Source organism: Streptomyces sp. NPDC051684, assembly GCF_044453445.1.
GTDB lineage: Bacteria > Actinomycetota > Actinomycetes > Streptomycetales > Streptomycetaceae > Streptomyces.
Window position 1 is genome coordinate 78,679 of record NZ_JBITCS010000022.1, and the last position, 26,728, is coordinate 105,406.

General features: G+C 73.2%; 22 protein-coding genes. 14 read left to right on the forward strand and 8 right to left on the reverse strand.

Going from position 1 to position 26,728, the window contains the following annotated elements; translation table 11 throughout:
- Positions 1–67 precede the first annotated feature (67 nt).
- From ACIA8D_RS25635 to hemG (ACIA8D_RS25645), 3 genes are all read left to right on the forward strand, one after another.
- Entirely contained in the window at positions 68–1,588 is a 1,521-nt protein-coding gene (locus ACIA8D_RS25635) for an FAD-dependent monooxygenase (protein WP_399235808.1), read from the forward strand.
- A gap of 11 nt (positions 1,589–1,599) precedes the next feature.
- Positions 1,600–3,057: an FAD-dependent monooxygenase gene (locus ACIA8D_RS25640; RefSeq protein ID WP_399235810.1), complete on the forward strand. Its 1,458-nt coding sequence runs from the start codon at positions 1,600–1,602 to the stop codon at positions 3,055–3,057.
- A 115-nt stretch (positions 3,058–3,172) separates the two neighbouring features.
- Entirely contained in the window at positions 3,173–4,654 is a 1,482-nt protein-coding gene (gene hemG / locus ACIA8D_RS25645; RefSeq protein WP_399235812.1) for a protoporphyrinogen oxidase, read from the forward strand.
- Positions 4,655–4,746: 92 nt separating this feature from the next.
- Here the strand turns inward: hemG (ACIA8D_RS25645) and hemG (ACIA8D_RS25650) are convergent, their stop codons facing one another.
- The 3 genes from hemG (ACIA8D_RS25650) to ACIA8D_RS25660 all read right to left on the reverse strand — a co-directional run bounded on the left by hemG (ACIA8D_RS25650) (position 4,747) and on the right by ACIA8D_RS25660 (position 9,333).
- Positions 4,747–6,228 (reverse strand): protoporphyrinogen oxidase, encoded by a 1,482-nt coding sequence (hemG, locus tag ACIA8D_RS25650; protein ID WP_399235812.1) that lies wholly within the window; start codon positions 6,226–6,228, stop codon positions 4,747–4,749.
- A gap of 115 nt (positions 6,229–6,343) precedes the next feature.
- Positions 6,344–7,801, reverse strand: coding sequence for an FAD-dependent monooxygenase (locus tag ACIA8D_RS25655; RefSeq protein WP_399235810.1), 1,458 nt, complete (start codon positions 7,799–7,801; stop codon positions 6,344–6,346).
- Positions 7,802–7,812: 11 nt separating this feature from the next.
- A complete protein-coding gene (locus tag ACIA8D_RS25660; protein ID WP_399235808.1) occupies positions 7,813–9,333 on the reverse strand; it encodes an FAD-dependent monooxygenase in 1,521 nt (506 codons plus the stop codon).
- 234 nt (positions 9,334–9,567) lie between these two features.
- On the opposite strand from ACIA8D_RS25660, the gene ACIA8D_RS25665 reads away from it, so the two are divergent.
- Positions 9,568–10,296, forward strand: coding sequence for an SDR family oxidoreductase (locus ACIA8D_RS25665; protein ID WP_399235806.1), 729 nt, complete (start codon positions 9,568–9,570; stop codon positions 10,294–10,296).
- An 89-nt stretch (positions 10,297–10,385) separates the two neighbouring features.
- The gene (locus ACIA8D_RS25670) at positions 10,386–11,516 is read left to right on the forward strand and encodes an NmrA family NAD(P)-binding protein (RefSeq protein ID WP_399235805.1); all 1,131 of its coding nucleotides are present in this window, start codon (positions 10,386–10,388) and stop codon (positions 11,514–11,516) included.
- A gap of 37 nt (positions 11,517–11,553) precedes the next feature.
- Here the strand turns inward: ACIA8D_RS25670 and ACIA8D_RS25675 are convergent, their stop codons facing one another.
- Positions 11,554–12,171: a DsbA family protein gene (locus ACIA8D_RS25675; protein ID WP_399235803.1), complete on the reverse strand. Its 618-nt coding sequence runs from the start codon at positions 12,169–12,171 to the stop codon at positions 11,554–11,556.
- Between the two features lie 250 nt (positions 12,172–12,421).
- Between ACIA8D_RS25675 and ACIA8D_RS25680 the strand changes: the two genes are divergently transcribed.
- The 6 genes from ACIA8D_RS25680 to ACIA8D_RS25705 are packed head-to-tail and all read left to right on the forward strand — an operon-like array spanning position 12,422 to position 19,413.
- Positions 12,422–13,450 carry a methyltransferase gene (locus ACIA8D_RS25680; protein WP_399235802.1) on the forward strand — a complete coding sequence of 343 codons (1,029 nt, stop codon included), beginning with the start codon at positions 12,422–12,424 and terminating at the stop codon, positions 13,448–13,450.
- A gap of 56 nt (positions 13,451–13,506) precedes the next feature.
- On the forward strand, positions 13,507–14,994 hold the full coding sequence (locus ACIA8D_RS25685; protein WP_399235800.1) for an FAD-dependent monooxygenase: 1,488 nt from the start codon (positions 13,507–13,509) through the stop codon (positions 14,992–14,994).
- A 17-nt stretch (positions 14,995–15,011) separates the two neighbouring features.
- On the forward strand, positions 15,012–15,971 hold the full coding sequence (locus ACIA8D_RS25690; RefSeq protein ID WP_399235797.1) for an aromatase/cyclase: 960 nt from the start codon (positions 15,012–15,014) through the stop codon (positions 15,969–15,971).
- Positions 15,968–17,167, forward strand: a complete 1,200-nt coding sequence (locus ACIA8D_RS25695) for an FAD-dependent monooxygenase (RefSeq protein ID WP_399235796.1) — start codon at positions 15,968–15,970, stop codon at positions 17,165–17,167. The genes ACIA8D_RS25690 and ACIA8D_RS25695 overlap by 4 nt, the downstream gene beginning before the upstream one ends.
- 34 nt (positions 17,168–17,201) lie before the next feature.
- Positions 17,202–18,656 (forward strand): FAD-dependent monooxygenase, encoded by a 1,455-nt coding sequence (locus tag ACIA8D_RS25700; RefSeq protein ID WP_399235828.1) that lies wholly within the window; start codon positions 17,202–17,204, stop codon positions 18,654–18,656.
- A gap of 13 nt (positions 18,657–18,669) precedes the next feature.
- Positions 18,670–19,413 carry an antibiotic biosynthesis monooxygenase family protein gene (locus tag ACIA8D_RS25705; RefSeq protein WP_399235795.1) on the forward strand — a complete coding sequence of 248 codons (744 nt, stop codon included), beginning with the start codon at positions 18,670–18,672 and terminating at the stop codon, positions 19,411–19,413.
- 67 nt (positions 19,414–19,480) lie between these two features.
- Here the strand turns inward: ACIA8D_RS25705 and ACIA8D_RS25710 are convergent, their stop codons facing one another.
- From ACIA8D_RS25710 to ACIA8D_RS25725, 4 genes are read right to left on the reverse strand one after another with little or no spacing between them, the layout of a single operon-like run.
- A complete protein-coding gene (locus ACIA8D_RS25710; protein WP_399235793.1) occupies positions 19,481–21,379 on the reverse strand; it encodes a hypothetical protein in 1,899 nt (632 codons plus the stop codon).
- Positions 21,376–21,711: a 4Fe-4S dicluster-binding protein gene (locus ACIA8D_RS25715; RefSeq protein WP_399235792.1), complete on the reverse strand. Its 336-nt coding sequence runs from the start codon at positions 21,709–21,711 to the stop codon at positions 21,376–21,378. The genes ACIA8D_RS25710 and ACIA8D_RS25715 overlap by 4 nt, the downstream gene beginning before the upstream one ends.
- 39 nt (positions 21,712–21,750) lie before the next feature.
- Positions 21,751–23,259: a glutamine synthetase family protein gene (locus ACIA8D_RS25720; protein WP_399235790.1), complete on the reverse strand. Its 1,509-nt coding sequence runs from the start codon at positions 23,257–23,259 to the stop codon at positions 21,751–21,753.
- Positions 23,260–23,261: 2 nt separating this feature from the next.
- Positions 23,262–24,566 carry an amidase gene (locus ACIA8D_RS25725; protein ID WP_399235788.1) on the reverse strand — a complete coding sequence of 435 codons (1,305 nt, stop codon included), beginning with the start codon at positions 24,564–24,566 and terminating at the stop codon, positions 23,262–23,264.
- 287 nt (positions 24,567–24,853) lie between these two features.
- On the opposite strand from ACIA8D_RS25725, the gene ACIA8D_RS25730 reads away from it, so the two are divergent.
- From ACIA8D_RS25730 to ACIA8D_RS25740, 3 genes are read left to right on the forward strand one after another with little or no spacing between them, the layout of a single operon-like run.
- The gene (locus tag ACIA8D_RS25730) at positions 24,854–25,297 is read left to right on the forward strand and encodes a carboxymuconolactone decarboxylase family protein (RefSeq protein ID WP_399235786.1); all 444 of its coding nucleotides are present in this window, start codon (positions 24,854–24,856) and stop codon (positions 25,295–25,297) included.
- 15 nt (positions 25,298–25,312) lie between these two features.
- A complete protein-coding gene (locus ACIA8D_RS25735; protein WP_399235785.1) occupies positions 25,313–25,999 on the forward strand; it encodes a sulfotransferase family protein in 687 nt (228 codons plus the stop codon).
- Positions 26,000–26,015: 16 nt separating this feature from the next.
- Positions 26,016–26,606 (forward strand): dTDP-4-dehydrorhamnose 3,5-epimerase family protein, encoded by a 591-nt coding sequence (locus ACIA8D_RS25740; RefSeq protein WP_399235826.1) that lies wholly within the window; start codon positions 26,016–26,018, stop codon positions 26,604–26,606.
- Positions 26,607–26,728: the final 122 nt, after the last annotated feature.

A 26,728-nucleotide genomic window follows, 5' to 3' on the forward strand; every position in this document is an offset into this window, starting at 1 on the left:
CGGCGGCATTGTGCTGAGTAGCTTCGCCCTGGCCAACTATTGCCGCAGCGCAGAGGGCCTCAAAACAATGAAGAGAACTGACGTCATAGTGGTGGGCGCGGGTCCTGTCGGCCTGCTGCTCGCCGGCGAACTGCGCCTGGGCGGCGCCGATGTCGTCGTCCACGACGCGGCGCCCCGGCCGAGCGGGGAGTCCCGCGCCCTGGGCTTCAACCGCCGGGCGGCGGAGTGTCTGGACCAGCGGGGACTGCTGCCGCGCCTCGGCGAGTTCCGGTGGGGACCGATGGGGCACTTCGGCGGTGTCCGCTTCGACCTCGGCATGCTCGACGAGGACCACAGCGGGGTGCTGGGCCTCTCCCAGGCCAGGACCGAGGAGGCGCTCACCGGCTGGCTCGCCGAACTGGGCGTCCCGGTGCACCGGGGCAGCCGGGTCACCGCCCTTGAGGAAAGCCCGGACGAGGTGCTCGTGCACGTCGAGGGGCCGGACGGCGCCGCCCGGGCACGGGCCGCGTACGTGGTCGGCTGCGACGGCGCGGACAGCGCCGTACGGGAGTTGGCGGGGTTCACGGTGCGCCGCTGGGAGCCGACCCGCGGCATGTACACCGCGGAGATCGAGGGAGCAGCCCCGCGCCCGCGGCCGATCGGTGAGCGGCTGCCCGGCGGCCGCATGGTCGTCTGCACCCCGGTGGGCGCGGGACGCCACCGCATCGTGGTACACGATCCGGCGCTGCCCGCCCGCCCCGACAACGCGGCGCTGACCTTCGCGGAGGTGGCCGCGGCGTGGCAGCGGCTGACCGGCGAGCCCCTCGACGGCGCCCGGCCCGTGTGGTGGTGGGCCTGCGGCAACTCGGCGGCCCTCGCCGACGACTACCGGCGCGGCCGGGTGCTGCTCGCGGGCGACGCGGCGCACGAGATCCCGCCGCTGGCCGCCTGGGGGCTCAGCGCCGGGCTCCAGGACGCGGCGAACCTGGGCTGGAAGCTGGCCGCGGTGGTCACCGGCCGGAGCGGCGCGCAGCTGCTGGACACGTACCACGTCGAACGCGGTCCGGTGGGCGCGGAGTTGGTGAGGAACGCACGCGCGGCGCAGAAGATCTACCTCGGTGACGACGCGCTGGATCCGGTGCGCGAGGTGATGGGCGAGCTGCTGGCCCACAAGGACGCCGCCGAGCAGGTGGCGGGCATCGTGAGCGGGCTCGGCATCCGCTACGACGTCGCCAAGGGCGACCACCCGCTGCTCGGCCGCCGCCTGGCACCCCACCACCAACTCACCCTCCCCGACGGCACCCGCACCCGCGTCGCCGACCTCCAGCACACCGGACACGGCCTCCTCATCACCACACCCGACACCACCGTCGGCACCCACCAACTCCCCCACCGCCTCGACCACATCACCGCCACCTGGCACACCCCACCCCACCCCGCACCCGACGCCCTCCTCGTCCGCCCCGACGGCCACATCGCCTGGACCTCCCCCGGCACCACCGACGACCTCACCCACGCCATCGACCGCTGGTTCGGCACCACCCGGCCCTCCGCCGGCGCCCGATCCACCGGCCGCGGTCCCGTGACCGCCTGCGGGCTCGACCGATGAGGAGCACCCACATGACCAGGGACGTGATCGTCGTCGGCGCGGGCCCCGTCGGCCTGATGCTGGCGGGTGAACTGGCGCTCGGCGGCGCGGACGTCGTCGTACTGGAGCGCCTGGACGCACCGGCGCGGGAGTCGCGGGGCGCGAGCTTCACCAGGCGCACCGCCGAGTGCTTCGACATGCGCGGGCTGCTGGAGCGGCTGGGCGCCACGGAGCCCGCCGACAGCCACTTCGGCGGGGTCCCGATCCCGCTGGGCACCCTCGCGGAGGAACACCGGGGTCACCGGGGCGTCTCCCAGTTCCGCACCGAGCGGATGCTGGCGGAGCGGGCCGGTGAACTGGGCGTTCCGGTACTGCGCGGGCACGAGGTCACGGCGATCGAGCAGACCGCCGACGGTGTCGTGGTGCACGTGTCCGGGCCGGCCGGACCACAGCGCATGACGGCCCGTCACCTCGTCGGGTGCGACGGCGGCCGCAGCACCGTCCGCAGGCTGGCCGGGATCGACTTCCCCGGCACCGAGGGGCGGCGCGGCTTCCTGACCGCCGACGTCACCGGCATCGACACCCGCAAGCGGCGGATCGGCGAGGACCTGCCCGGCGGCAGCATGGTGATGGCGATGGACCTGGAGAACGGGGTGACCCGGGTCGTGGTCCACGAGGCCGGTACGCCGCCCCGCGACCGTGCCACCCTCACGTACGGCGATCTGGCCGACGCCTGGCAGCGGCTCACCGGCGAGTCCATCCACCACGGCACGTGCCGGTGGATCAGCTGCTTCACGGACGCCTCCCGGGCCGCGGCCGAGTACCGGCACGGCCGGGTGTTCCTGGCCGGTGACTCCGCCCATGTGCAACCTCCGGCCATGGCGCAGGGGTTGAGCGTCGGCGTGCAGGACGCGATGAACCTGGGCTGGAAGCTGGCCGCGGTGGTCACCGGCCGGAGCGGCGCGGAGCTGCTCGACACCTACCACGCCGAACGCCACCCCATCGGCGCGCAGTTGGCGCGCAACGCGCGCGCCGCCATCGAACTCCGCCTGACCGGCGAGGAGATGGACCCGGTGCGCGAGGTGATGGGCGAGCTGCTGGCCCACCAGGACACCGCGGGGCACCTCGCGGGCATGCTGAGCAATCTCTCCGTCCGCTACGACGTCGCCAAGGGCGACCACCCGCTGCTCGGCCGCCGCCTGGCACCCCACCACCAACTCACCCTCCCCGACGGCACCCGCACCCGCGTCGCCGACCTCCAGCACACCGGACACGGCCTCCTCATCACCACACCCGACACCACCGTCGGCACCCACCAACTCCCCCACCGCCTCGACCACATCACCGCCACCTGGCACACCCCACCCCACCCCGCACCCGACGCCCTCCTCGTCCGCCCCGACGGCCACATCGCCTGGACCTCCCCCGGCACCACCGACGACCTCACCCACGCCATCGACCGCTGGTTCGGCACCACCGCGTCGTCCTAGGCGCTCTCGACCGGGCTTCCACGCGCCCCGGTCAGACTTCCGACACCCGCCGTGGCGCCGTGCGTCGGCGACCGACGGCCTCTTCGTCTCCCCAACCAATGAAGGATCTGGTGGAATGGCTGGCACCGAACGGGATCAGGTGAGTGGAAAGCCCCACGTGGTCGTCATCGGGGGTGGTATCGCGGGTCTGGCGGCGGCGTTCTGTCTGCGCCACGAGCCCGTGCGGGTGACGGTCCTGGAGGGATCGTCACGGACCGGCGGCAAACTGTCGGTCTCCGACGTGGCGGGCGTGCCCGTCGACGAGGCCGCCGAATCGCTGTACGCCAACCGCCGCAAGACCACCGACCTGATCGCGGAAGCCGGGCTCGGCGAGCGGATCCGGCCGGCGGGTCTGACGACGGCGGCGATCTGGACACGCGGCGCGATCCGCCCGCAGCCGAGCCGGCAGTTCATGGGCGTGCCCTGCACCATGGAGGACCTGGCCGCGTCCGGAGTGCTCTCCGAGGAGGGCCTCGCGCGGGCGCGGCAGGACCTCGTGCTGCCCGCCTTCGACCGCGACGGCGACGTCTCGGTGGCCGACCACGTCGGCGGCAGGCTCGGCCAGGAGGTCGTGGACCGCCTCGTCGAGCCGTTCCTCGCGGGCGTGTTCGCGGGCCGCGCCAAGGACCTGTCGTTCGAGGCCACGCTGACCCCGCTGGCCCGGGGTGGCGCCCGGCACGCCTCGCTCGCCGACACGGCCGACGCGCTCGTGCCGCGGCTCTCCAAGGACGAGGCGCCCGCGTCGGTGAAGGTGGCGACGCTGGAAGGCGGGTTCGGTTCGCTGCCGCCCGTCCTCGTCAAGGAGGTGCTGGCCGCCGCCCCGGACGCGGCGGTGCGCACCGACGCCCCGGTGAGCCGTCTGGAGCGCACCGAGGAAGGCTGGCGGGTCACCGTCGGCACCGGTGTCGCGGCGCGCCAACTGGCCGCGGACGCCGTGGTCCTGGCCGTCCCCGCGACCGCCGCGGCGCGACTGCTCGGCACGGTTCCCGGGGTTTCGGTGGCCGCCTCCGCGCTGGCCGAGGTCCCGTACTCGAGCGTCGTCACGGTCACGCTCGCCTACCCCCGCACCGCGTTCCCCGGCGGTCTGGGCGGCCGGGGCCACTCCTCGTACCGGGTGCCCGCGGTGGACGGCAAGGCCGTCAAGGAGGTCACCTTCACGACGGTCAAGTGGCCTCATCTGGCAGGCGCGTTCGACATCGTGCGCTGCTCGCTCGGACGGCTCGGCGAGGAGTCCCTCCTGGAGCGCGACGACGCGGATCTGCTCGCGTTGACCACGGCGGAGCTGGCCGAGGCGACCGGGGTGAGCGGGCCTCCCGTGGCCGGCCGGGTCAGCCGCTGGGCCGAGGCGCTGCCGCAGTACACCGTCGGACACGCGGCCCGCGTGAAGCGGATCCGCGCCTCGGTGGCCGAGCAGCCGGGCCTGGCCGTGTGCGGCGCGCTGTACGAAGGCGTCGGCGTCGGCGTCTGCATGGCCACCGCGCGCAAGGCCGTCGACCAGGTCCTCCGGTTCCTCGCGCCGGAGCGCGCCGGGCGCGCCGATGTCGCGGCGGGCGTCTGAGCCCGCCCCCGGGCCGCTGCCCGAACGAGAAGTGGCCGTGCCCCCCGGGGGGCACGGCCACTTCTCGTTCGGGCAGCGGCCCGGGGGCGGGCTCAGACGCCCGCCGCGACATCGGCGCGCCCGGCGCGCTCCGGCGCGAGGAACCGGAGGACCTGGTCGACGGCCTTGCGCGCGGTGGCCATGCAGACGCCGACGCCGACGCCTTCGTACAGCGCGCCGCACACGGCCAGGCCCGGCTGCTCGGCCACCGAGGCGCGGATCCGCTTCACGCGGGCCGCGTGTCCGACGGTGTACTGCGGCAGCGCCTCGGCCCAGCGGCTGACCCGGCCGGCCACGGGAGGCCCGCTCACCCCGGTCGCCTCGGCCAGCTCCGCCGTGGTCAACGCGAGCAGATCCGCGTCGTCGCGCTCCAGGAGGGACTCCTCGCCGAGCCGTCCGAGCGAGCAGCGCACGATGTCGAACGCGCCTGCCAGATGAGGCCACTTGACCGTCGTGAAGGTGACCTCCTTGACGGCCTTGCCGTCCACCGCGGGCACCCGGTACGAGGAGTGGCCCCGGCCGCCCAGACCGCCGGGGAACGCGGTGCGGGGGTAGGCGAGCGTGACCGTGACGACGCTCGAGTACGGGACCTCGGCCAGCGCGGAGGCGGCCACCGAAACCCCGGGAACCGTGCCGAGCAGTCGCGCCGCGGCGGTCGCGGGGACGGCCAGGACCACGGCGTCCGCGGCCAGTTGGCGCGCCGCGACACCGGTGCCGACGGTGACCCGCCAGCCTTCCTCGGTGCGCTCCAGACGGCTCACCGGGGCGTCGGTGCGCACCGCCGCGTCCGGGGCGGCGGCCAGCACCTCCTTGACGAGGACGGGCGGCAGCGAACCGAACCCGCCTTCCAGCGTCGCCACCTTCACCGACGCGGGCGCCTCGTCCTTGGAGAGCCGCGGCACGAGCGCGTCGGCCGTGTCGGCGAGCGAGGCGTGCCGGGCGCCACCCCGGGCCAGCGGGGTCAGCGTGGCCTCGAACGACAGGTCCTTGGCGCGGCCCGCGAACACGCCCGCGAGGAACGGCTCGACGAGGCGGTCCACGACCTCCTGGCCGAGCCTGCCGCCGACGTGGTCGGCCACCGAGACGTCGCCGTCGCGGTCGAAGGCGGGCAGCACGAGGTCCTGCCGCGCCCGCGCGAGGCCCTCCTCGGAGAGCACTCCGGACGCGGCCAGGTCCTCCATGGTGCAGGGCACGCCCATGAACTGCCGGCTCGGCTGCGGGCGGATCGCGCCGCGTGTCCAGATCGCCGCCGTCGTCAGACCCGCCGGCCGGATCCGCTCGCCGAGCCCGGCTTCCGCGATCAGGTCGGTGGTCTTGCGGCGGTTGGCGTACAGCGATTCGGCGGCCTCGTCGACGGGCACGCCCGCCACGTCGGAGACCGACAGTTTGCCGCCGGTCCGTGACGATCCCTCCAGGACCGTCACCCGCACGGGCTCGTGGCGCAGACAGAACGCCGCCGCCAGACCCGCGATACCACCCCCGATGACGACCACGTGGGGCTTTCCACTCACCTGATCCCGTTCGGTGCCAGCCATTCCACCAGATCCTTCATTGGTTGGGGAGACGAAGAGGCCGTCGGTCGCCGACGCACGGCGCCACGGCGGGTGTCGGAAGTCTGACCGGGGCGCGTGGAAGCCCGGTCGAGAGCGCCTAGGACGACGCGGTGGTGCCGAACCAGCGGTCGATGGCGTGGGTGAGGTCGTCGGTGGTGCCGGGGGAGGTCCAGGCGATGTGGCCGTCGGGGCGGACGAGGAGGGCGTCGGGTGCGGGGTGGGGTGGGGTGTGCCAGGTGGCGGTGATGTGGTCGAGGCGGTGGGGGAGTTGGTGGGTGCCGACGGTGGTGTCGGGTGTGGTGATGAGGAGGCCGTGTCCGGTGTGCTGGAGGTCGGCGACGCGGGTGCGGGTGCCGTCGGGGAGGGTGAGTTGGTGGTGGGGTGCCAGGCGGCGGCCGAGCAGCGGGTGGTCGCCCTTGGCGACGTCGTAGCGGACGGAGAGATTGCTCAGCATGCCCGCGAGGTGCCCCGCGGTGTCCTGGTGGGCCAGCAGCTCGCCCATCACCTCGCGCACCGGGTCCATCTCCTCGCCGGTCAGGCGGAGTTCGATGGCGGCGCGCGCGTTGCGCGCCAACTGCGCGCCGATGGGGTGGCGTTCGGCGTGGTAGGTGTCGAGCAGCTCCGCGCCGCTCCGGCCGGTGACCACCGCGGCCAGCTTCCAGCCCAGGTTCATCGCGTCCTGCACGCCGACGCTCAACCCCTGCGCCATGGCCGGAGGTTGCACATGGGCGGAGTCACCGGCCAGGAACACCCGGCCGTGCCGGTACTCGGCCGCGGCCCGGGAGGCGTCCGTGAAGCAGCTGATCCACCGGCACGTGCCGTGGTGGATGGACTCGCCGGTGAGCCGCTGCCAGGCGTCGGCCAGATCGCCGTACGTGAGGGTGGCACGGTCGCGGGGCGGCGTACCGGCCTCGTGGACCACGACCCGGGTCACCCCGTTCTCCAGGTCCATCGCCATCACCATGCTGCCGCCGGGCAGGTCCTCGCCGATCCGCCGCTTGCGGGTGTCGATGCCGGTGACGTCGGCGGTCAGGAAGCCGCGCCGCCCCTCGGTGCCGGGGAAGTCGATCCCGGCCAGCCTGCGGACGGTGCTGCGGCCGCCGTCGCACCCGACGAGGTGACGGGCCGTCATGCGCTGTGGTCCGGCCGGCCCGGACACGTGCACCACGACACCGTCGGCGGTCTGCTCGATCGCCGTGACCTCGTGCCCGCGCAGTACCGGAACGCCCAGTTCACCGGCCCGCTCCGCCAGCATCCGCTCGGTGCGGAACTGGGAGACGCCCCGGTGACCCCGGTGTTCCTCCGCGAGGGTGCCCAGCGGGATCGGGACCCCGCCGAAGTGGCTGTCGGCGGGCTCCGTGGCGCCCAGCCGCTCCAGCAGCCCGCGCATGTCGAAGCACTCGGCGGTGCGCCTGGTGAAGCTCGCGCCCCGCGACTCCCGCGCCGGTGCGTCCAGGCGCTCCAGTACGACGACGTCCGCGCCGCCGAGCGCCAGTTCACCCGCCAGCATCAGGCCGACGGGGCCCGCGCCGACGACGATCACGTCCCTGGTCATGTGGGTGCTCCTCATCGGTCGAGCCCGCAGGCGGTCACGGGACCGCGGCCGGTGGATCGGGCGCCGGCGGAGGGCCGGGTGGTGCCGAACCAGCGGTCGATGGCGTGGGTGAGGTCGTCGGTGGTGCCGGGGGAGGTCCAGGCGATGTGGCCGTCGGGGCGGACGAGGAGGGCGTCGGGTGCGGGGTGGGGTGGGGTGTGCCAGGTGGCGGTGATGTGGTCGAGGCGGTGGGGGAGTTGGTGGGTGCCGACGGTGGTGTCGGGTGTGGTGATGAGGAGGCCGTGTCCGGTGTGCTGGAGGTCGGCGACGCGGGTGCGGGTGCCGTCGGGGAGGGTGAGTTGGTGGTGGGGTGCCAGGCGGCGGCCGAGCAGCGGGTGGTCGCCCTTGGCGACGTCGTAGCGGATGCCGAGCCCGCTCACGATGCCCGCCACCTGCTCGGCGGCGTCCTTGTGGGCCAGCAGCTCGCCCATCACCTCGCGCACCGGATCCAGCGCGTCGTCACCGAGGTAGATCTTCTGCGCCGCGCGTGCGTTCCTCACCAACTCCGCGCCCACCGGACCGCGTTCGACGTGGTACGTGTCCAGCAGCTGCGCGCCGCTCCGGCCGGTGACCACCGCGGCCAGCTTCCAGCCCAGGTTCGCCGCGTCCTGGAGCCCGGCGCTGAGCCCCCAGGCGGCCAGCGGCGGGATCTCGTGCGCCGCGTCGCCCGCGAGCAGCACCCGGCCGCGCCGGTAGTCGTCGGCGAGGGCCGCCGAGTTGCCGCAGGCCCACCACCACACGGGCCGGGCGCCGTCGAGGGGCTCGCCGGTCAGCCGCTGCCACGCCGCGGCCACCTCCGCGAAGGTCAGCGCCGCGTTGTCGGGGCGGGCGGGCAGCGCCGGATCGTGTACCACGATGCGGTGGCGTCCCGCGCCCACCGGGGTGCAGACGACCATGCGGCCGCCGGGCAGCCGCTCACCGATCGGCCGCGGGCGCGGGGCTGCTCCCTCGATCTCCGCGGTGTACATGCCGCGGGTCGGCTCCCAGCGGCGCACCGTGAACCCCGCCAACTCCCGTACGGCGCTGTCCGCGCCGTCGCAGCCGACCACGTACGCGGCCCGTGCCCGGGCGGCGCCGTCCGGCCCCTCGACGTGCACGAGCACCTCGTCCGGGCTTTCCTCAAGGGCGGTGACCCGGCTGCCCCGGTGCACCGGGACGCCCAGTTCGGCGAGCCAGCCGGTGAGCGCCTCCTCGGTCCTGGCCTGGGAGAGGCCCAGCACCCCGCTGTGGTCCTCGTCGAGCATGCCGAGGTCGAAGCGGACACCGCCGAAGTGCCCCATCGGTCCCCACCGGAACTCGCCGAGGCGCGGCAGCAGTCCCCGCTGGTCCAGACACTCCGCCGCCCGGCGGTTGAAGCCCAGGGCGCGGGACTCCCCGCTCGGCCGGGGCGCCGCGTCGTGGACGACGACATCGGCGCCGCCCAGGCGCAGTTCGCCGGCGAGCAGCAGGCCGACAGGACCCGCGCCCACCACTATGACGTCAGTTCTCTTCATTGTTTTGAGGCCCTCTGCGCTGCGGCAATAGTTGGCCAGGGCGAAGCTACTCAGCACAATGCCGCCGCGCAAAGAACGGCAATTCTGGAGTTCTGGTGGAGCGTTCGACCGCGGATCGGCCGAGCTTGAACGTGCCGCCGAATACTTGAAGGCGTGCCGCGCACAGCACCACCATCGGGGGCGACCTCCGGGGAATTTCTCCCGGCGGCGAATTCGCGCGGAAAGGAATCAGGTGTGACGGCCGAGAAGATCGCGCTCATCACGGGCGCCAACAAGGGCATCGGCCTCGCCGTGGCCCGCGAGCTGGGGGAGCGGGGCGTCACCGTCGTGCTCGGCGCGCGCGACGAGGTCCTGGGCAAGCAGGCCGCCGACGCGCTGAGCGCCGACGGCATCACCGTGACGCCGGTGCGCCTCGACGTCCGCGACGAGACCTCCGTCTCGGAGGCGGCCCGCTTCGTGGAGAGCGGCTACGGGCGGCTTGACATCCTGGTCAACAACGCGGGAACCGCGGGCTCGTTCACCGGAACCGCCGACCAGGCAGGCGCCGACGACCTGCGCGAGGTCTACGAGACCAACGTCTTCGGCGTCGCCACCGTCACCCGCGCCCTGCTGCCGCTGCTGCGGCGCGCCCCGGCCGGACGGATCGTGAACCTGTCCAGCCACGTGGGCTCGCTCGCCCTCAACGGCGATCCGGACTCCCCGCTCGCGGGCGTCGACATGATCGCCTACCAGTCCTCCAAGACGGCGCTCAACGCCCTCACCGTCGCCTACGCCAAGGCGCTGCGCGGCACCACCGTCAAGGTCAACGCGGCGCTGCCCGGCGTCGTCGCCACGGACATCAACCACCACCGCGGCCCGCGCACACCCGCGCAGGGCGCCGCCGTCGTCGTCCGGCTCGCCCTGCTCGACGAGGACGGCCCCTCGGGCGCGAGCGTGGCCGACGAGGGCCCCGTGCCTTGGTAGCGACGAGGACCCGGTCCCTTCGTGGCGACGGGAGCCCAGCCCTGTGGGCCAGGACCGCACCCGACCCGGAACAGAAGAGAGGCAAGACCTTGCGACAGTTCACCGTCAGCGACCTCCAGGAGATCCTGCGCCAGTGCGCGGGCGAGCCGACCCAGCCCTTCGACGAGGCGCCGGACCTCTCGTTCGAGCACCTGGGCTACGACTCCGTCGCCCTCCTGGAGGCCCACGGCCACATCGAGCGGGACTTCGGCGTCGCGCTCTGTGACGACGAGGCCGTCGACCTCACCACGCCCCGCGAACTCGTGGACCTCGTCAACTCGTTGCGAAGGGCGTCGGAGCCGACCGGGGTGGTGGCGGGCCCGGTCCTCGTCCTCGGCGGCACCGGCCGGCAGGGCGGCGCGGTGGCGCGCGAACTGCTGCGCCGTGGCCACACCGTGCACGCCCTGGTCCGCGACCCGGACAAGGAGGCGGCCCGCGCGCTCGAAGCGGCCGGCGCCGTGCTCGTCCGCGGCGACCTGGACGACGAGGCCTCGCTGGCCGAGGCGATGACCGGCGTCCACGGAGTCTTCAGCGTGCAGACCTTCCGCGGTCCGGGCGGCGTGGAGGCGGAGGAGCGGCAGGGCCGCGCGGTCGCGGACGCCGCCGTGCGCGCCGGGGTGCGGCACTTCGTCTACAGCTCCGTGGGCGGCGCGGACCGCGACACCCGGGTGCCGCACTTCGAGAGCAAGAACCGCGTCGAGGCCCATCTGCGCACGCTCGACCTGCCCACCACCGTGCTCCGGCCCGTGATGTTCCACGACATCCTGCTCGACATCGCACCGCGCCCGACGGACGGCGAACTGGTGCTCGCCATGTGGCTCGACCCGGCCACCGAGGTGCAGCTCATCGCCACCAGCGACATCGGTGTGTTCGCCGCGGACGCCTTCGAGAACCCCGGCGACTGGCTCGGCCGCGTCGTCGAGATCGCCGGCGACAGCCTCACCGGACCGCAGATGGCGGCGGCCTTCGAGGGCGCCTGCGGCATCCCGACCCGCTTTCAGCAGCTGCCCATCGAGCCGCTGCGCGCGGCCCGCCCGGACCTGGCCAACATGTTCGACTGGTTCGAGCGCGACGGCTACCGCGCCGACCTGCCCGCACTGCGCGGCACCCGGCCCGGCCTCGTGTCCCTGCAAAGCTGGCTGACCGAGAACTGGACCGCCCCGGTGCCGGCCGCGCACTGACCTCCCGTACGCGGGTGCCGGGCGCGGGACCGCGTACTCAGGCGAACCGCGGCGCCCGGTCGCGGGTCCGCTTGAGCTCGAAGAAACCGTCGGTCCCCGCCACGGCCAGCACGCCGTCCCACAGCCGGACGGCCGCCTCGCCGTGCGGGGCCGGCGACAGCACCGGGCCGAAGAACGCGACATCGCCGACCGCCACGACGGGTGTGCCCACATCGGTGCCGACGCGGCCGATGCCGTCGTGGTGCGAGGCCCGCACCGCCTCGTCGAACTCCGACGCGTGCGCGGCGGCGGCCAGGGCGGGATCGAGCCCCGCCGCGCCGAGCGCCGCGGCGTACGTGGCCCGCTCCTTCGGCGCCTGCTCCAGGTGGAACCGGGTCCCCAGCTCCGTATAGAGCCGGCCCAGGACTCCGGGCCCGTACTCGCGTACTGCGGCGGCGCACACGCGCACCGGTTCGAGCCGCACGGACAGCTCCCGGTGCCAGCGCTCCGGCAGCCCGGTGCGCCCCTCGTTCAGGACCGTCAGGCTCATCAGATGCCAACGCACCGTCAGCGGACGGTGCTCGGCGACCTCCAGGACCCAGCGCGAGGTCAGCCAGGCCCACGGACAGGTCGGGTCGAACCAGAAGTCCACGGGAGTCGGGATGTCGTGCCGCAAAGGGGGCCTCCTTGACGCACCGACCGCGCACCGACCGCGCGGCGGGGTGCGCGCGGGCCTGCGGGGCCGAACCAACCTGACAACGCACACCGGAATTCCGCTGGAGCGCCGCTCGACAATTCCTGTTCGACTGCCCGTTCTCCCCGGTTGAACGGCGATCCCCGAATTCCGCCAATTTCATTGTTGCCAGCCCGAGAAGCGCGGTCCTATCGTCTGGAATCCGCGAAAAGGGTGCTCCGAAAGGGAAAACATGTCTGTACTGCCCGAGGTCCGTGACCAGTCCGACTCGTACGCGTTGCTCAATCTCATTCAGGGCGCGGTCGTCACCCAGGCCATCGCCGTCGTCGCGAAGCTCGGTGTCGCGGACGTCCTGGCCGAAGGACCCCTGACGGCCGACGACATCGCGGCGCGCGTGGGGGCGGACCCCAGGGCGACCCACCGGATCCTGCGCGCGCTCGCGGGACACGGGGTCTTCGCGGTCCGCGAGGACGGCCGCTACGAGCAGACGCCGCTCTCCGACAAGCTGCGCGAGGACGCCCAGGACTCCATGCGCGGCTTCGCCCTGCTGATGAACCACCCCATCCTGTGGGAGGAGTGGGGGCATCTGCTCACCACCGCGGAGACCGGCGAGCCCAACCTGCCCAAGCTGCGCGGCATGGGCGCGCTGGACTTCTTCCACGCGACGCCGGAGTACGCGGCCTTCTTCTTCAAGGCCTTCGGCGACCTCTCCGCCTCGGAGACGGACCCGGTCCTGGCCGCCTACGACTTCTCCCAATTCGGCACCGTCGTCGACGTCATCGCCGGGCGCGGCGGGCTGCTCGCCGGCATCCTGCGGCAGGCCCCGGAGACCAAGGGCATCCTCTTCGACTCCGAGGTCGCCACCGTCGACTCGCCTGCCCTGTTCGAGGAGTCGGGCGTCGCGGACCGCTACACCATCGAGCACGGCGGCTACCTCGACAAGCCCCCGGCGGGCGCCGACGCGTACGTGTTCAAGCACATCCTCCACGACTTCTCCGAGGAGGACGCGCTGACCGCGCTGCGCAACGCCCGTGAGGCGATCGCCCCCGGCGGCAAGCTCCTCGTCATCGAGTACGTGCTGCCGGAGCGCAATGAGAACCACCTCGGTCACACCATCGACCTGTGGCTGATGCTCATGCTCGGCGCCCAGGACCGCACGCTCGCCGAGTACACCGAGCTGTTCGCCAAGGCCGGTTTCCAGGTCACCCGCGCCGTGCCCACCACCGCGCCCATCTCGGTCATCGAGGCCATCCCGGTCTGACCCGCCCGGGTGCGCGATTCCCGCACACCGCCGAAGACGAGCCTTTGGACAGGAACATGGACACCGACGTCATAGTGATCGGGGCAGGTCCCGCCGGGCTGACGCTCGCCGCCGAACTGCGTCTCGGCGGAGCCGAGGTCACCGTCTTCGAGCAGCGCACCGAACGCAGCTGGGAGTCGCGCGGCATCGGATTCACCGCCCGTGCCACGGAGGCCTTCCAACAGCGTGGCCTTCTCGAACGCCTGGAGAACATCGAGATCACCCGCCAGGGCCACTTCGGCGGCATCCCGATCGACTACGGGGTGCTGGAGGGCTCGCACTTCGGGGTGCGTGGCGCCCCGCAGTACAAGATCGAGGAAATGCTGGAGGGCTGGGCCCTCGAACGGGGCGTGCGGCTGCGCCGCGGCCGCGAACTGACCGCGCTCACGGACACGGGCGACAGCGTCACCGCGACCGTGAGCGGTCCGGACGGCGTCGAGGAGTGCACCGCCCGCTACCTGGTCGGCTGCGACGGCGGGCGCAGCGCGGTACGGCGGCTCGCGGGCTTCGAGTTCGCCGGCTCCGACGCCACCCGCGAGATGTACCTCGCCGACGTCAAGGGCTGCGACATCAAGCCGCGCATGATCGGCGAGCTGCTGCCGGACGGCATGGTGATGTCCGCGCCGCTGGAGGAGGGGTACACCCGCATCATCGTCTGCGAGAACGGCACCCGGCCCGACCGCGACCGTGAGCTGACGTTCCATCAGGTCGCGGACGCCTGGCAGCGGTTGACCGGCGACTCCATCCACCACGGCGAGGCGCGCTGGGTGAGCAGCTTCACCGACGCCACCCGGCAGGCCACCGCGTACCGGCGCGGCCGGGTGCTGCTGGCGGGGGACGCCGCCCACATCCATCTGCCGGCCGGCGGACAGGGGTTGAGCATCGGCGTGCAGGACGCCTTCAACCTCGGCTGGAAGCTGGCGGCCACGGTGCGCGGCACCGCCCCGGCGGGGCTGCTCGACACGTACCACGCCGAGCGGCACCCGGTCGCCGCGCGCGTCCTGCGCACCACCCTCGCCCAGGGCACGCTCAACCTCACCGGTCGCGCGGTGGCGCCGATGCGCTCCGTGATGGCGGAACTGATCGCGCTGCCGGCCGTGGCCCGGCACCTGTCCGGCCTCGTCAGCGGCCTCGACGTCCGCTACGCACCGGACGAGCCGGTCGAGGGCGCCACCCACCCGCTGCTCGGCGCCCGGCTCGCAGACCGTGAACTCAGGCGCGCCGACGGCGGAGTCGACCGGGTGGCCCGGCTGCTGCACCCGGCGCGCGGCGTGCTGATCACCGCCGACGCCACCGGTGCCACCGCCGACGCGGCCGCCCCGTGGGCCGACCGCGTCGACGTGGTCCGCGTCGAGACCTTCCCCGCCGGGCCCGAGGAGGACGCCGCCCCCGTCGAATCGGTGCTCGTCCGCCCCGACGGCTACGTCGCCTGGACCGCTCCCGACGGCGGCGGCCTCCCGGCGGCGCTGCGCCGCTGGTTCGGCGACGCCGCCCGCACCGCGTGACCCACAGGAGAAGAGACATGACTGAGAACCCCGTCACCGAGACCGAGCACACGACCACCGTCCGGGCCCCGGCCGACACGGTGTACGCCCTGGTCGCCGACGTCACCCGGTGGCCCGAGACGTTCCCGCCGACCGTGCACGCCGAGGTCGTGGAGCGCTCCGGCGACGCGGAGCTGATCCGGCTGTGGGCCACCGCGAACGGGACGGCCAAGACCTGGACGTCGCGTCGCGAACACGACTCCGCGGGCCGCAGGGTGACGTTCCGTCAGGAGCGTTCGCAGCACCCGGTCGGCGGCATGGGAGGCGCCTGGATCGTCGAGCCGCTGTCCGCGCACGAGTGCCGGGTGCGCCTGCTGCACGACTTCCACGCCGCCACCGACGACCCCGCCGACCTCGACTGGATCAAGCAGGCGGTGGACCGCAACAGCGCCTCCGAACTCGCCGCGCTCAAGACGGCGGCCGAGGCCGCCGGCGCCGACGAGCCCCTCACGTTCGAGGACACGGTCACCGTCGACGGAAGCGGCAAGGACGTCTACGACTTCCTCAACGAGGCCCAGCTGTGGCGGGAGCGTCTGCCGCACGTCGCCCGGGTGACGCTCGACGAGGACGAACCCGGCCTCCAGGTCCTGGAGATGGACACCCGCACCAAGGACGGCAGCAGCCACACGACTCGCTCCGTGCGGGTGTGCCGGGCCGCGACGTCGATCGTCTACAAGCAGACCGTGCTGCCGGCGCTGATGACACTGCACACCGGGCGCTGGCTCATCGAGGAGCTCGACGGCGGCCGGGTCTTGGTCACCTCCCGGCACACCGTGCGCATCAACACCGACAACATCGCCGCGGTGCTCGGAGCCGACGCCACCGTCGACACCGCGCGTACCTTCGTGCGCACCGCGCTGAGCGGCAACAGCCTGGCCACCCTCAACCTCGCCAAGACGCACGCCGAGGGCCTGGCCGCCGGGCGAACGCGGTCGTGAGCGGGGACCGGACGGACCATCCGGTCGTCGTCGTCGGCGCAGGACCCGTCGGACTCCTGCTCGCCTGCGAACTGCGGCGGGCCCGGGTCGAGGTCCTCGTCGTGGAGCGGCTCACCGCCCCGACGGACGAGTCCCGGGCCAGCCAACTCACCACGCGCACCGCGCGGTTGCTGCACGAGCGCGGATTCGACGCGCTGCTCGACGAGGCCGTCCACGAGCCGCGGGCCCACTTCGGCGGACTGTCCTTCCCGCTGGCCGCGCCGCCGGACGGGGACGGCGCGTACGCGGGGCACTGGAAGGTGCCCCAGTACCGCACCGAGCACCATCTCGGGCTGCGCGCCGCCGAGTTGGGCGTCCGCCTCGCACGCGGCCACGGGCTGACCGGCATCCGCCAGGAGCCGGACGCCGTCGTGTGCACGCTCGGCGGACCCGCGGGACCCACCACCGTCCGCGCGGCGTACCTGGTGGGATGCGACGGCGCCGACAGCACCGTGCGCCGCCTCGCGGCGTTCCCCACCACCGTTGCGCCCGCCACCAGAACCCTGCTGCGGGCCGACGTCGCCGGACTCACCGTCCGCGACCGCCGCTTCGAGCGCCTGCCCGGCGGCTTCGCCGTGGCCTCGACGCGCGCGGGCGTCACCCGCGTGATGGTGCACGCCTTCGGCACCGGCGTACGCGCCCGCCACCGGCGGCCCGCGTTCGACGAGGTGGTCCGCGCGTGGGCACAGGTCACCGGCGAGGACATCGCTGCGGGCGAGCCGCTGTGGCTCGACGCGTTCGACGACACCAAGGGGCAGGCGGACACCTACCGGCGCGGACGCGTCCTGCTGGCGGGCGACGCCGCCCACTGGCATCCGCCCGTCGGCGGTCAGGCACTCAACACCGGCCTCCAGGACGCCGTCGCCCTCGGGCCCGCCCTCGCCCGCACGGTGCGCGGCGAGGCGCCCGACGGCCTCCTGGACGACTACCAGCGGCAGCGGCACCCCGTCGCGGCCCGCGTCATCCGCCACGTCGCGGCCCAGGAACAGCTCATGTACGGAGGCACGGAGGCGGGCCCGCTGCGCGCGGTCCTCGCCGAACTGACCGCCCTGGACCAGGTCCGCACCCATCTGTCAGCGGTGGCGAGCAACCTCGACCGCCAGTTTGCGCACGTAAGCACGGGAGGCAGGGAAGACAGTGCAAGACTTCGACACTGACGTGATCATCGTGGGGGCAGGCCCCACCGGACTGATGCTCGCCGGCGAGCTGCGCCTGGCCGGGGTCGACGCCGTCGTCCTGGAGCGGCTCACCGAGCCGATGCGCCAGTCGCGGGCCCTCGGCTTCTCCGCCCGCACCATGGAGGAGTTCGGCCAGCGCGGACTCCTGGAACACTTCGGGGACCTGGGCGTCATACCCGTCGGCCACTTCGGCGGCATGCCGCTCGACTACACCATCGTGCCCGGCGGCAACTTCGGGGTGCGCGGCGTCCCGCAGGCCCTCACCGAGTCCATCCTGCACACCTGGGCGACCGGCCGCGGCGCCGAGATCCGGCGCGGCTGGGAACTCACCGCGCTCACCACCGACGACGAAGGCGTCGAGGTGCGGGCGAACACCCCGGACGGCGAACGCGGCCTGCGCGCCCGCTACATCGTGGGCTGCGACGGCGCCCGAAGCGCCGTGCGCACCCTGGCGGGCATCGACTTCCCCGGCTACGAGGCCACCATCGAGATGCTGATGGCCGACGTGTCCGACGTCCAGGTGCGGCTGCGGCCCACCGGGGAACTGGGCGAGGCCGGCATGGTCGTCGTGCTGCCCGTCGGCCCGAACACCACCCGCGTCGTCGTCTTCGAACGCGGCGCGGGCGTGCGCCCGACCTCGCAGCCGCCCACCTTCCAGGAGGTCGCCGACGCCTTCAAGCGGGTCACCGGGGACGACATCCACGCCGGTACGCCGCGCTGGCTCAGCTACTTCACCGACTCCAGCCGGCAGGCCGCCACGTACCGCAAGGACCGTGTCCTGCTCGCCGGGGACGCCGCCCACATCCACATGCCGATCGGCGCCCAGGGCATCAGCGCCGGGGTCGGCGACGCCGTCAACCTCGGCTGGAAGCTGGCCGCCGAACTGCACGGCACCGCCCCCGAGGGCCTGCTCGACACCTACCACGAGGAGCGGCACCCGGTCGGCGCCCGCATCCTCGCCAACACCCTCACCCAGCGCAGCCTGTACCTCGGCGGCCCCGAAATGGACCCGATGCGCTCGGTCTTCGCCGAGCTCATGGAGTACGAGGACGCGCGCAAGCTGCTCGTCGGGATGGTCACCGGCCTCGACATCACCTACGGCGACACCGACGGCGACGCTGATGGCGGCGGCCACCCGCTGCTTGGCCGCCGGCTGCCGGACTTCGGCCTCACCGACGAGACGTCCGGCGCCGGCACCGCCTACGCCCTGCTGCACGGTGGACGCGGCTTCGTCCTCGACCTCGCCGCCGACGACACCGTGCCGGCGGCGGCCGAGCCGTGGTCCGACCGGATCGACGTGGTCCGCCCGAAGACCCGCCCCGAGGACGCGCCGGAGGGGGTCGACGCCCTGCTGGTGCGCCCCGACGGCTACATCGCCTGGGCCGGCGGACCGGGCGCGGGCCCGGACGGTCTCACGGAGGCCCTCGGCCGCTGGTTCGGCGCGCCCCGAGACAACCGCCACAACTGACCAAGGAGACACCATGCCGTTCATCGACCCCGAGGCCGGGCACCTGACCGTCCTCAACCTGTTCAAGACCGACAGCCGCCCGCGCGTCGACACGCTCGTCACCGAGATGAAGAAGATCGTCGACACGGCGGCGTTCCCCGGCTGGATCTCCAGCACCGTGCACCGCGGGGAGCACACCCCTGGCACCGCCAACTTCATCCAGTGGCGCGGCATGCAGGACCTCGAAACCCGGTACAACGACACCGAGTTCAAGCACCACACGGTGCCCGTCTTCCGGGAGATCACCACCTTCGTGCGCCTCATGCAGACCGAGGTCGAGCTGAGCCACCGTCACCCCGGCCAGGGAGCGGTCACCACGGTCTCGCCCGACCGTGACGACTACACCGTCATCGAGATCCTCAACGTGGACCCCGCGGACCAGAAGGACGTCGTCAAGACGCTCGGCGGCGCCCACTCCTGGCTGGTGGACGTGCCCGGCTACCGCTCGCGGAGCGTGCTGCGCGGCATCCGCTCGCGCAACCTGGAGGGCGGCGCGGGCACCCTCGCCACCGTCGGCACCGACAACGACTTCGTCGTCGTGTACTCCCAGTGGGACAGCAAGGAGGCCTACGATGCGCACCGCACCCTCGACCGCGCCGTGTGGATGCCGGCCCGCGAGGGCTTCCAGGACGCCCTGGACGCGCTGACCCGTGACGTCGACTGGAACGGCTACCGCGCCGTGCACACCCGCTCCGCGGACCAGCCGGTCGCGGCCTGACGGACACCACGAAGGGGCCCCACCGCCGCGGCGGTGGGGCCCCTTTCGCGTACCGGTCGTGCCGTGGCTAACCGGCGATGGTGTCCCAGTGCCACTGCGAGTCGAACGACGTGACCTCCAGGTCGGTGCCCGCGGCCACGAGCGAGGCTGCCGCGCTCGTGGCCCCCGCGACGAACGCAGACGTTCGGTGCGCCGCCAGCAGGTCCTGCTCGTCGAAGGGCAGCCCCTCGCAGCGCAGCAGCCGAAGGTCCATGAAGCCGCCGAACGGCCGACCAAGGACCTGGACCGCCTGCGGGCTGCGGACCGTGAAGCGCACCCGCGCCGCGACATGGCCGTTGTGGTGCTGGTCCGAGTAGTGGCCGAGGTCGGGGATCGCGGGCGGCACGAAGTGGTCCCGCGCCAGGATCTCCGGAGTCTTCGGCAGATTGCCCACCAGGAAGTGCCACGAGTTGTACTGCATGCGCGAGGAGATCGCCCACGCGGTGTCGGCAAGGCGTCGCGCGCTGCCGTCGAACAGACGCGGCGCGTCAGCGGACGGCACCACGCAGCAGAAGAAGTGCGGTATCTCCCAGCCGGCGACCGTCGCGTAGTCCTCCGCGCGCAGCGCCGTGATCAGCGCGGGCAGCGAGCGCATGCCCCGGCTCATCGCGAAGTCGGCGTCGAAGACCTCCGTCGCCGCGCGCACCGTCTCGTGCACGAGCGACTCCAGGCCGGTCGCGAACGCGCCGTGCGGCGCCGCCAGCCAGTGCGGCGCGTCGCGCACCTGCTCGCCGAGGGCCGCCAGCGTGCCGCCCGCGACCGGCAGCCGCTCACCGAGCCGGGCGCACAACTCGCCCTCCAGGCGCCGCGCCTCGTCCTTCACCGGCCCGGCGATCCGCTCGATCTTGTGCATCAGCGGGCCGTGGATCTCGCGGTACAGCTGCCGCGCCGCGCCGACCTCCGGGCGCCGCGCCGCGAGTCGTCCGGCGAGCGTGTCGAGCGCCTCCACCGTCGGAGCCGGAGCGGCGGGCACCGCGGGCAGCTCGGGACGTGCCGCGTTGTACCCGAGGCGGGTGCGCTCCAGGAGCAGCGCCACGTGATCGGGCGTCAGACGGGTCCCGTTGGCCTCCTCGATCCGGGCGTACCCGGCCGAGCGCACCAGCAGCGTCAGACACACGACCAGGAGTACGTCGCCGTCCGACCACAGGCCGAGCGGCACGCCCGCGAGGCTGCTCAGCGCGCAGTCCGGGTGCCCGGGGCGCAGCGTCTTCCCGGTCAGGTTGTTCGGCCCGCGGAAATTCGTGTACTTGCGCTCGCCCGCGTACAGGACGAACGGCGCCGTGCGCAGCGCCGCTTCCGTCAGGTCCGTCAGCATCTGCTCGCGGCCCTCGGCGCCGGCGGCGTGCAGCCAGCTGCGGCAGTCCGCCACCGCGGCGCGCTCCCGTTCGGTGGCCGCGGCCAGTTCACGTTCGTAGGCGCTCAGGTCGGCGGCGCTCCACGGCATCCGCAGGACGCCGCCCACCAGCTCTGTCCCGGTGGCCAGCGGCGCCCGCGACGGGCCGCGCAGGACGACCCTGCCGCTCGTGTCGAGGCCGATCTCGCCGAGGAACGCGACGTCGTCGGGGCGGTGTTCACGCGGGAGGCCGGTCGGTCCGGTGGTACTGCCGTCGCGCCAGCTGCGGCCCGCGACCACCTTGAGGGTCGTCTCGGCCTCCAGGTCGAGCGCGCGCAACTGGATGTCGGCCGGGACGTGCCCGCCGAGCGTCAGCAGCACGTCCACGGCGGAGGCGAGGTCGGGCGCCTGCACGGCCTGCTGCCAGGTGTCCTTCAGCAGGGCGGGGAACCCGGCGTCCGGCTCGGCCGCGCGGTCGGGCCCGTCCGCGGCGCCCGCGGGCCTGCCGAGCCGACTGGGGCGGCGGCTCTGCCGGGCCTTCGCCATGGCCGCTCTGCGGCTGAGCGTACGGTCCCGCTCGGTGGGCAGCGTCATGCCTGGCCCCCGGAGTTGAGCGTGACGTGGTCCCACATGCGGGCGTCGGTGGGCGACCAGTCCTCGTCCACGTAGATGCAGTCGACGGGGCAGACCAGTACGCAGGTGGGGCAGCCCGAGCAGAGTTCCGGGACGATCCTGACGTTCAGTCCGTCGTCGAAGATCGCGCCGAACTCGGCCGGGCAACTGCGCAGGCAGGTGTCGCAGGTGATGCATTCCGTGGTGTCGATGCGCCGCGGAGGCTTCTTCCAGTTCTCGTCGCGGGACTGCCGGTTGATGCGCTCGGTACGGGCCGAGGCGACCACGGCGGAGCTGTCCTGGGTCTTTGGCATGCGGGTCTCACCCTCATCGGAAGTGCCGGGGCGGGTCGGTCAGAACGGTCCGAAGTACTCGCGGTGCTCCCACGCCGTGACGGAGCGCGCGATGTCCTCGGCGCTCTCAGTCCCCGCGGCGCACCACGCCTCGAAGCGGGTGGCCTCGCTCTCCTTGAGCAGGGCCAGGCAGTTCTTGAGCGGGCTGCCGAGCAGCCGCTCCGCGCTGTCGCTCGCGCGGAAGGCGTCGAGGGCCTCGCGCAGCGAGGCCGGCAGCGCCGGGTGGGGGGAGCCCGCGGGCGCGCCCGCCGACTGCATGCCTTCGAGCCCGGCGTGCAGTTGGGAGGCGATCGCGAAGTAGGGGTTGGCGCAGGGCTCCCCGATGCGGTTCTCGACGTGGGTGGAGCTGCCGCCGCTCAGGACCCGCACCAGGGCGCTGCGGTCCTCGAACCGCCAGTCGACCGACGTCGGGGCGAGCGGGAAGTCTGGGGACAGCCGCCGGTAGCCGTTCACCGTCGGCACCGACAGCAGGCTGAACTCGCGGGCGCGGGCGAGCAGTCCGCCGATGTAGGCCTCGCCGGCGGGGGAGATGCCGTCCAGCACAGGGCCGTCGTCGGCGAAGACGTTGGCCCCGTTCTTGGCGCTGGTCACCGACTGGTGCAGATGCCAGCCGCTGGGGTCGAAGCCGGGCAGCCGCGGCAGGGTCATGAACGAGGCGTGGTGGCCCAGGCGCCGGCACTCCTGCTTGAGCCGGGTGCGCAGCAGCAGCATCGCGTCGGCGGCGTCCAGGGCGAGCATCGGGTCGAAGGTCGTCTCCAGCTGCCCGGGGCCCGACTCGTGCTCGAACGACCGCAATGGCAGCCCGAGTTGCATCAGCATCGCGGCCAGCGGGTCCGCGACATGGGCCACCGAGTCGTAGTGGCTGTCGAGATTGAACTGGTAGCCGGGGTTGACGGCCCGCACCGACGGGGCGGCGCCCTGTTGGCCGAAGCCGTTGCCCTCGTTGCCCACCGGGCCCTCGGTCAGCCGCGTGAGGTACCACTCGACCTCCAGGCCGATCACGGGTGAGAGGTCGTGGCGCGCGTACTGCTCGCACACCCGGCGCAGCACCGCGCGCGCCGACAGCGGGTGCGGGCGCCCGTCGCGCAGGTACTCGTCGCCCAGCACCCAGGCGGTGCGCGGCTCGGAGCGGGGCAGCACCTGGAAGGTGCGCGGATCGGGGACGAGCACGAAGTCGCCCGCCCCGCGCAGCTCGCCGACACCGAGACCGGCGTCCGCGAGGAAGTCGACGGCGACCGCGTGCCCGGTGTCGAAGAGGAAGGGGCCCGCGCTGAAGTCCATGCCGTTGCGCAGCACCGAGCGGAACACGCGGGCGGGCACCGTCTTGGACCGTGCGAGCCCGTGCGGGTCGCAGAACACGACGCGCACGAGGTCGACCTCGTCGAGTTGGCGCTCGACGTGCTCGGCCGCCTCGACGCGGCGGTCGTCCCACAGGCCGAACTCGGCGACGAAGGAGGGGCGGCCGACGCCGCTGTCGCCGCCGGGCAGGGACCACGTTCTGGACAGCATGGTCAGCTTCCTTTCGCTGTGGGCGCGGGAGGCGCCGGCATCGGGCCGAGGGCCGATTCGAGGCGTTCGGCGGTGGCGAGCACCCGCAGGTCCTCACCGGTGCGGCCGACCAACTGGAGCCCGACCGGCAGACCTTGAGGGGTGCGGCCGACCGGCAGGGAGAGCGCGGGCTGGCCGGTGAGGTTGAAGGGATAGGTGGCCGGGGACCACGCGAGCCAGCGCAGGCCCTCGGGGTCCGCGGCCCAGTCGGGGGCGATCGCGTCGGCGGCGAAGGGCTCGACGGGCACGGTGGCCATGGCCAGCAGGTCGTACGAGCGCATCAGCTCCCCGAGCCGGGTGCGCAGGGCGAGCCGGGTCTGTTCGGCGCGCGCCACGGCGGCCGCGCTCAGCGCCCGCCCGTACCGTACGAGCGCCAACCGGCCCTCGTCGCACCACGGTTCGTCCTCGATCGCGGTGCCGTGCGCCTCGGCCGCGGCCAGGACGTCCACCAGCGCCTCGTAGGGGTCGGTGAAGGGGGACTCGATGCGGTCGACGTGCTGTCCGAGGTCCGCGAGGACCGCCAGGGCCTCTTCGGTGACGCCGCGCACGGGGGCGCTCGTACCGGCGAACTCGATCCAGCCGATGCGCGGCGGCGCTCCGTAGGAGGGAGTGTCGGCCGGGACGGGCACGGACTGCGGGTCCCGCGGGTCGGGCCCCGCCATGACCCGGAACAGCGCGCGGGCGTCGGCCACGCACCGGGTCAACGGGCCCACGTGCGAGAGGCGTTCGGGGCACGGCGGTACGTAGGGGATCTGCCCGAAGGACGGCTTGAGGCCCACCACGCCGCAGAACGCCGCCGGGATGCGGACCGAGCCCGCGCCGTCGGTGCCCAGCGACGCCGTGCCGAGCCCCGCCGCCACGGCCGCGGCCGAACCGCCGCTGGAGCCGCCCGCGCTGTGCTCCGCGGACCACGGATTGCGGGTGGCGGCGCCGGTTCGGCCGACGGTGCTCGCGCTCCAGCCGTATTCGGACGTGGCCGTCTTGCCGATGACCACCGCCCCCGCCGCCCGCAGCCGGGCCACCGACGGCGCGTCCACCGCGGCCCGCCGGTTGGGGAGCAGGGAGCCGCGCCGCGTGGGCAGTTGCTCGGTCTGGATCAGGTCCTTCACCGACACGGTGACGCCCAGCAGCGGACGCCCGGCGAACGCGGCCTCGCCACGGGCGGCGAGCAGCCGGTCCGCGGCGCGCGCCTCGTCCAGCGCCGTGCCGTGCGCGACCTCGACGAAGGCGCGAAGGCGCGGGTTCGCGGCCCGGACGGCGTCGAGCACGCCGGCGACATGCTCCGTGACCGTGGAATCACCGTCGAGAAAAGCCTGCCGCGTCTCATGAATGGTTCCGCAGACCCGCGGTCTGCTCCTGGTCTTGGTGGACTCTGACACCGGACCACTACAAGCCATTGCTTCAATTCCGCGCAACTTACGGAATGTTGATGTTTCATCTGCGCGTATTCCGCGGTTGAACGGCGCTATTGAACGGCCGGCTGTTGCCAAGGATCAGTGACCTGAGCAGGATTTCCCGGGTATTTCATACTCGCTTGCCGCACAGGAGGAAATCGATGACCCCGCGGATGGACAACCCTTCCTTGGTCGTTCCCGGTGCCCTGCAACCCCTGCTCGATCTGACCAAGGTCATCGGCACGGTCGGCGTGCCGCGGGCCACGCTCGACCTCGTGCGGCTGCGGGTCAGCGAGATCAACGGCCGCGCCTACGACCTACCGGACGACCCGGGGGCCGCGGGCGCCGACGGTCGGCTGCCGCAGGTGGCCACCTGGCGCACCGAGACCTGCTTCGACGACGCCGAGCGCGCCGCCCTCGAAATGGCTGAGGCCATCACGCTCATGACGGACCCTCAGGACATGGCGACCGACGAGATCTGGGAGCACTCGGCCCGCTTCTACACCGACGAGCAGCTGGGCGCCCTGGTCATGCACATCGGCCTGGTCAACTTCTGGAACCGGGTGAACGTCGCCACCCGCCAAGAAGCCGCGGCCTGGCGCTGAGAAGGAGACGACACCGTGCTCGAAATCTTCAACGCGGGACTGGGCAGAACCGGCACCACCTCGCTCAAGGCCGCCCTCGACGTCCTCGGCCTCGGCCCCTCCTTCCACATGTTCGACATCGTCAGCGACGAGCGCCGGCTGCGGCAGTGGGAGAGCGTCGTCTGTGACGGCGAACGCCCCGACTGGGACGTCCTCTTCGAGGGCTCCCGCGCCGCCGTGGACGGACCCTGCGCCGTGTACTACGAGCAGCTCGCCGCGGCCTGCCCCGACGCCAAGGTGATCCTCACGGTGCGCGACGCGGAGAGCTGGTGGCGCAGCACCTACGACACCCTCTACCAGTTCGTGCTGCGCAGCGCCGAGCACCCGCCGGCGCCCGGCTCCCACCAGGCCAGGCTGCTCCGCGTCACCAGCACCATGGTCTGGGACGGCCTGTTCGGCGGCCGGTTCACCGACCAGGAGCACGCGATGGAGGTCTACCGCCGGCACAACGAGGACGTGGTCCGGGCCCTCGGCGCCGACCGGGTCCTCGTGTACGACGTCCGCCAGGGCTGGGAGCCGCTGTGCGCGTTCCTCGGCGCCGACGTGCCCGACGTGGAGTTCCCGCGCGCCAACGACAGCTCGGCGATGCGGCAGCGGATCGCGAGCGCCGCCTCGGCGGGACCGGCCACGGACACGGCTCCGGCCCCGGCCAGAGGAGCTTGAGGTGCGGATCTCGGAAATGTCGGTGCCCGGCGCCTATCGGGTGGAGCCCGAGCCGCTGAGCGACCGCCGCGGCCTTTTCTTCGAATCGGTGCGGGCGGCGGAGATCTCGGCCGCGAGCGGCTGGGACTTCCAGGTCCGGCAGGTGAATTACTCGGTGTCGAAACGGAATACGCTGCGCGGTATTCACGGCACGAAACTCCCGCCCGGACAGGCCAAGTTCGTGACATGCGTACGGGGCGCCGCCCTGGACATTGCCGTCGATCTCCGCGTGGGCTCGCCGACGTTCGGCCACTACGACGTCACGCACCAGAGCCCGGAGTCGGGAGTGGCCGTGTATCTGCCGGACGGGATCGGGCACGCGTTCCTCGCCCTCACCGACGACACGTGCATGAGCTATCTGTGCGGGGAGGAGTACGTGCCCGGCACCATGATCGACGTCGACGCGCTCGACCCGGGGCTCGCGCTGCCGTGGGACCTGAAGGAGCCGCCGATCCGCTCGGACAAGGACGCCGCCGCGCCCACCCTGGCGCAGGCGGCGGCCGCGGGGCTGCTTCCGACGTACGAGCAGTGCAGGCCGCGCTCCGCGGCCGGGGCGCGGCCGGGCTGAGCCGGGGCACGGGGCGGTTCACGGGGTACGGCGGCGGGGGGGGGGCCCGGGGGGGTGGGGCCCCCCCCCCCGCCCCGCCCCCCCGGGGGGGGGCCACCCCCCGGGGGCGGGGCCGACATAGT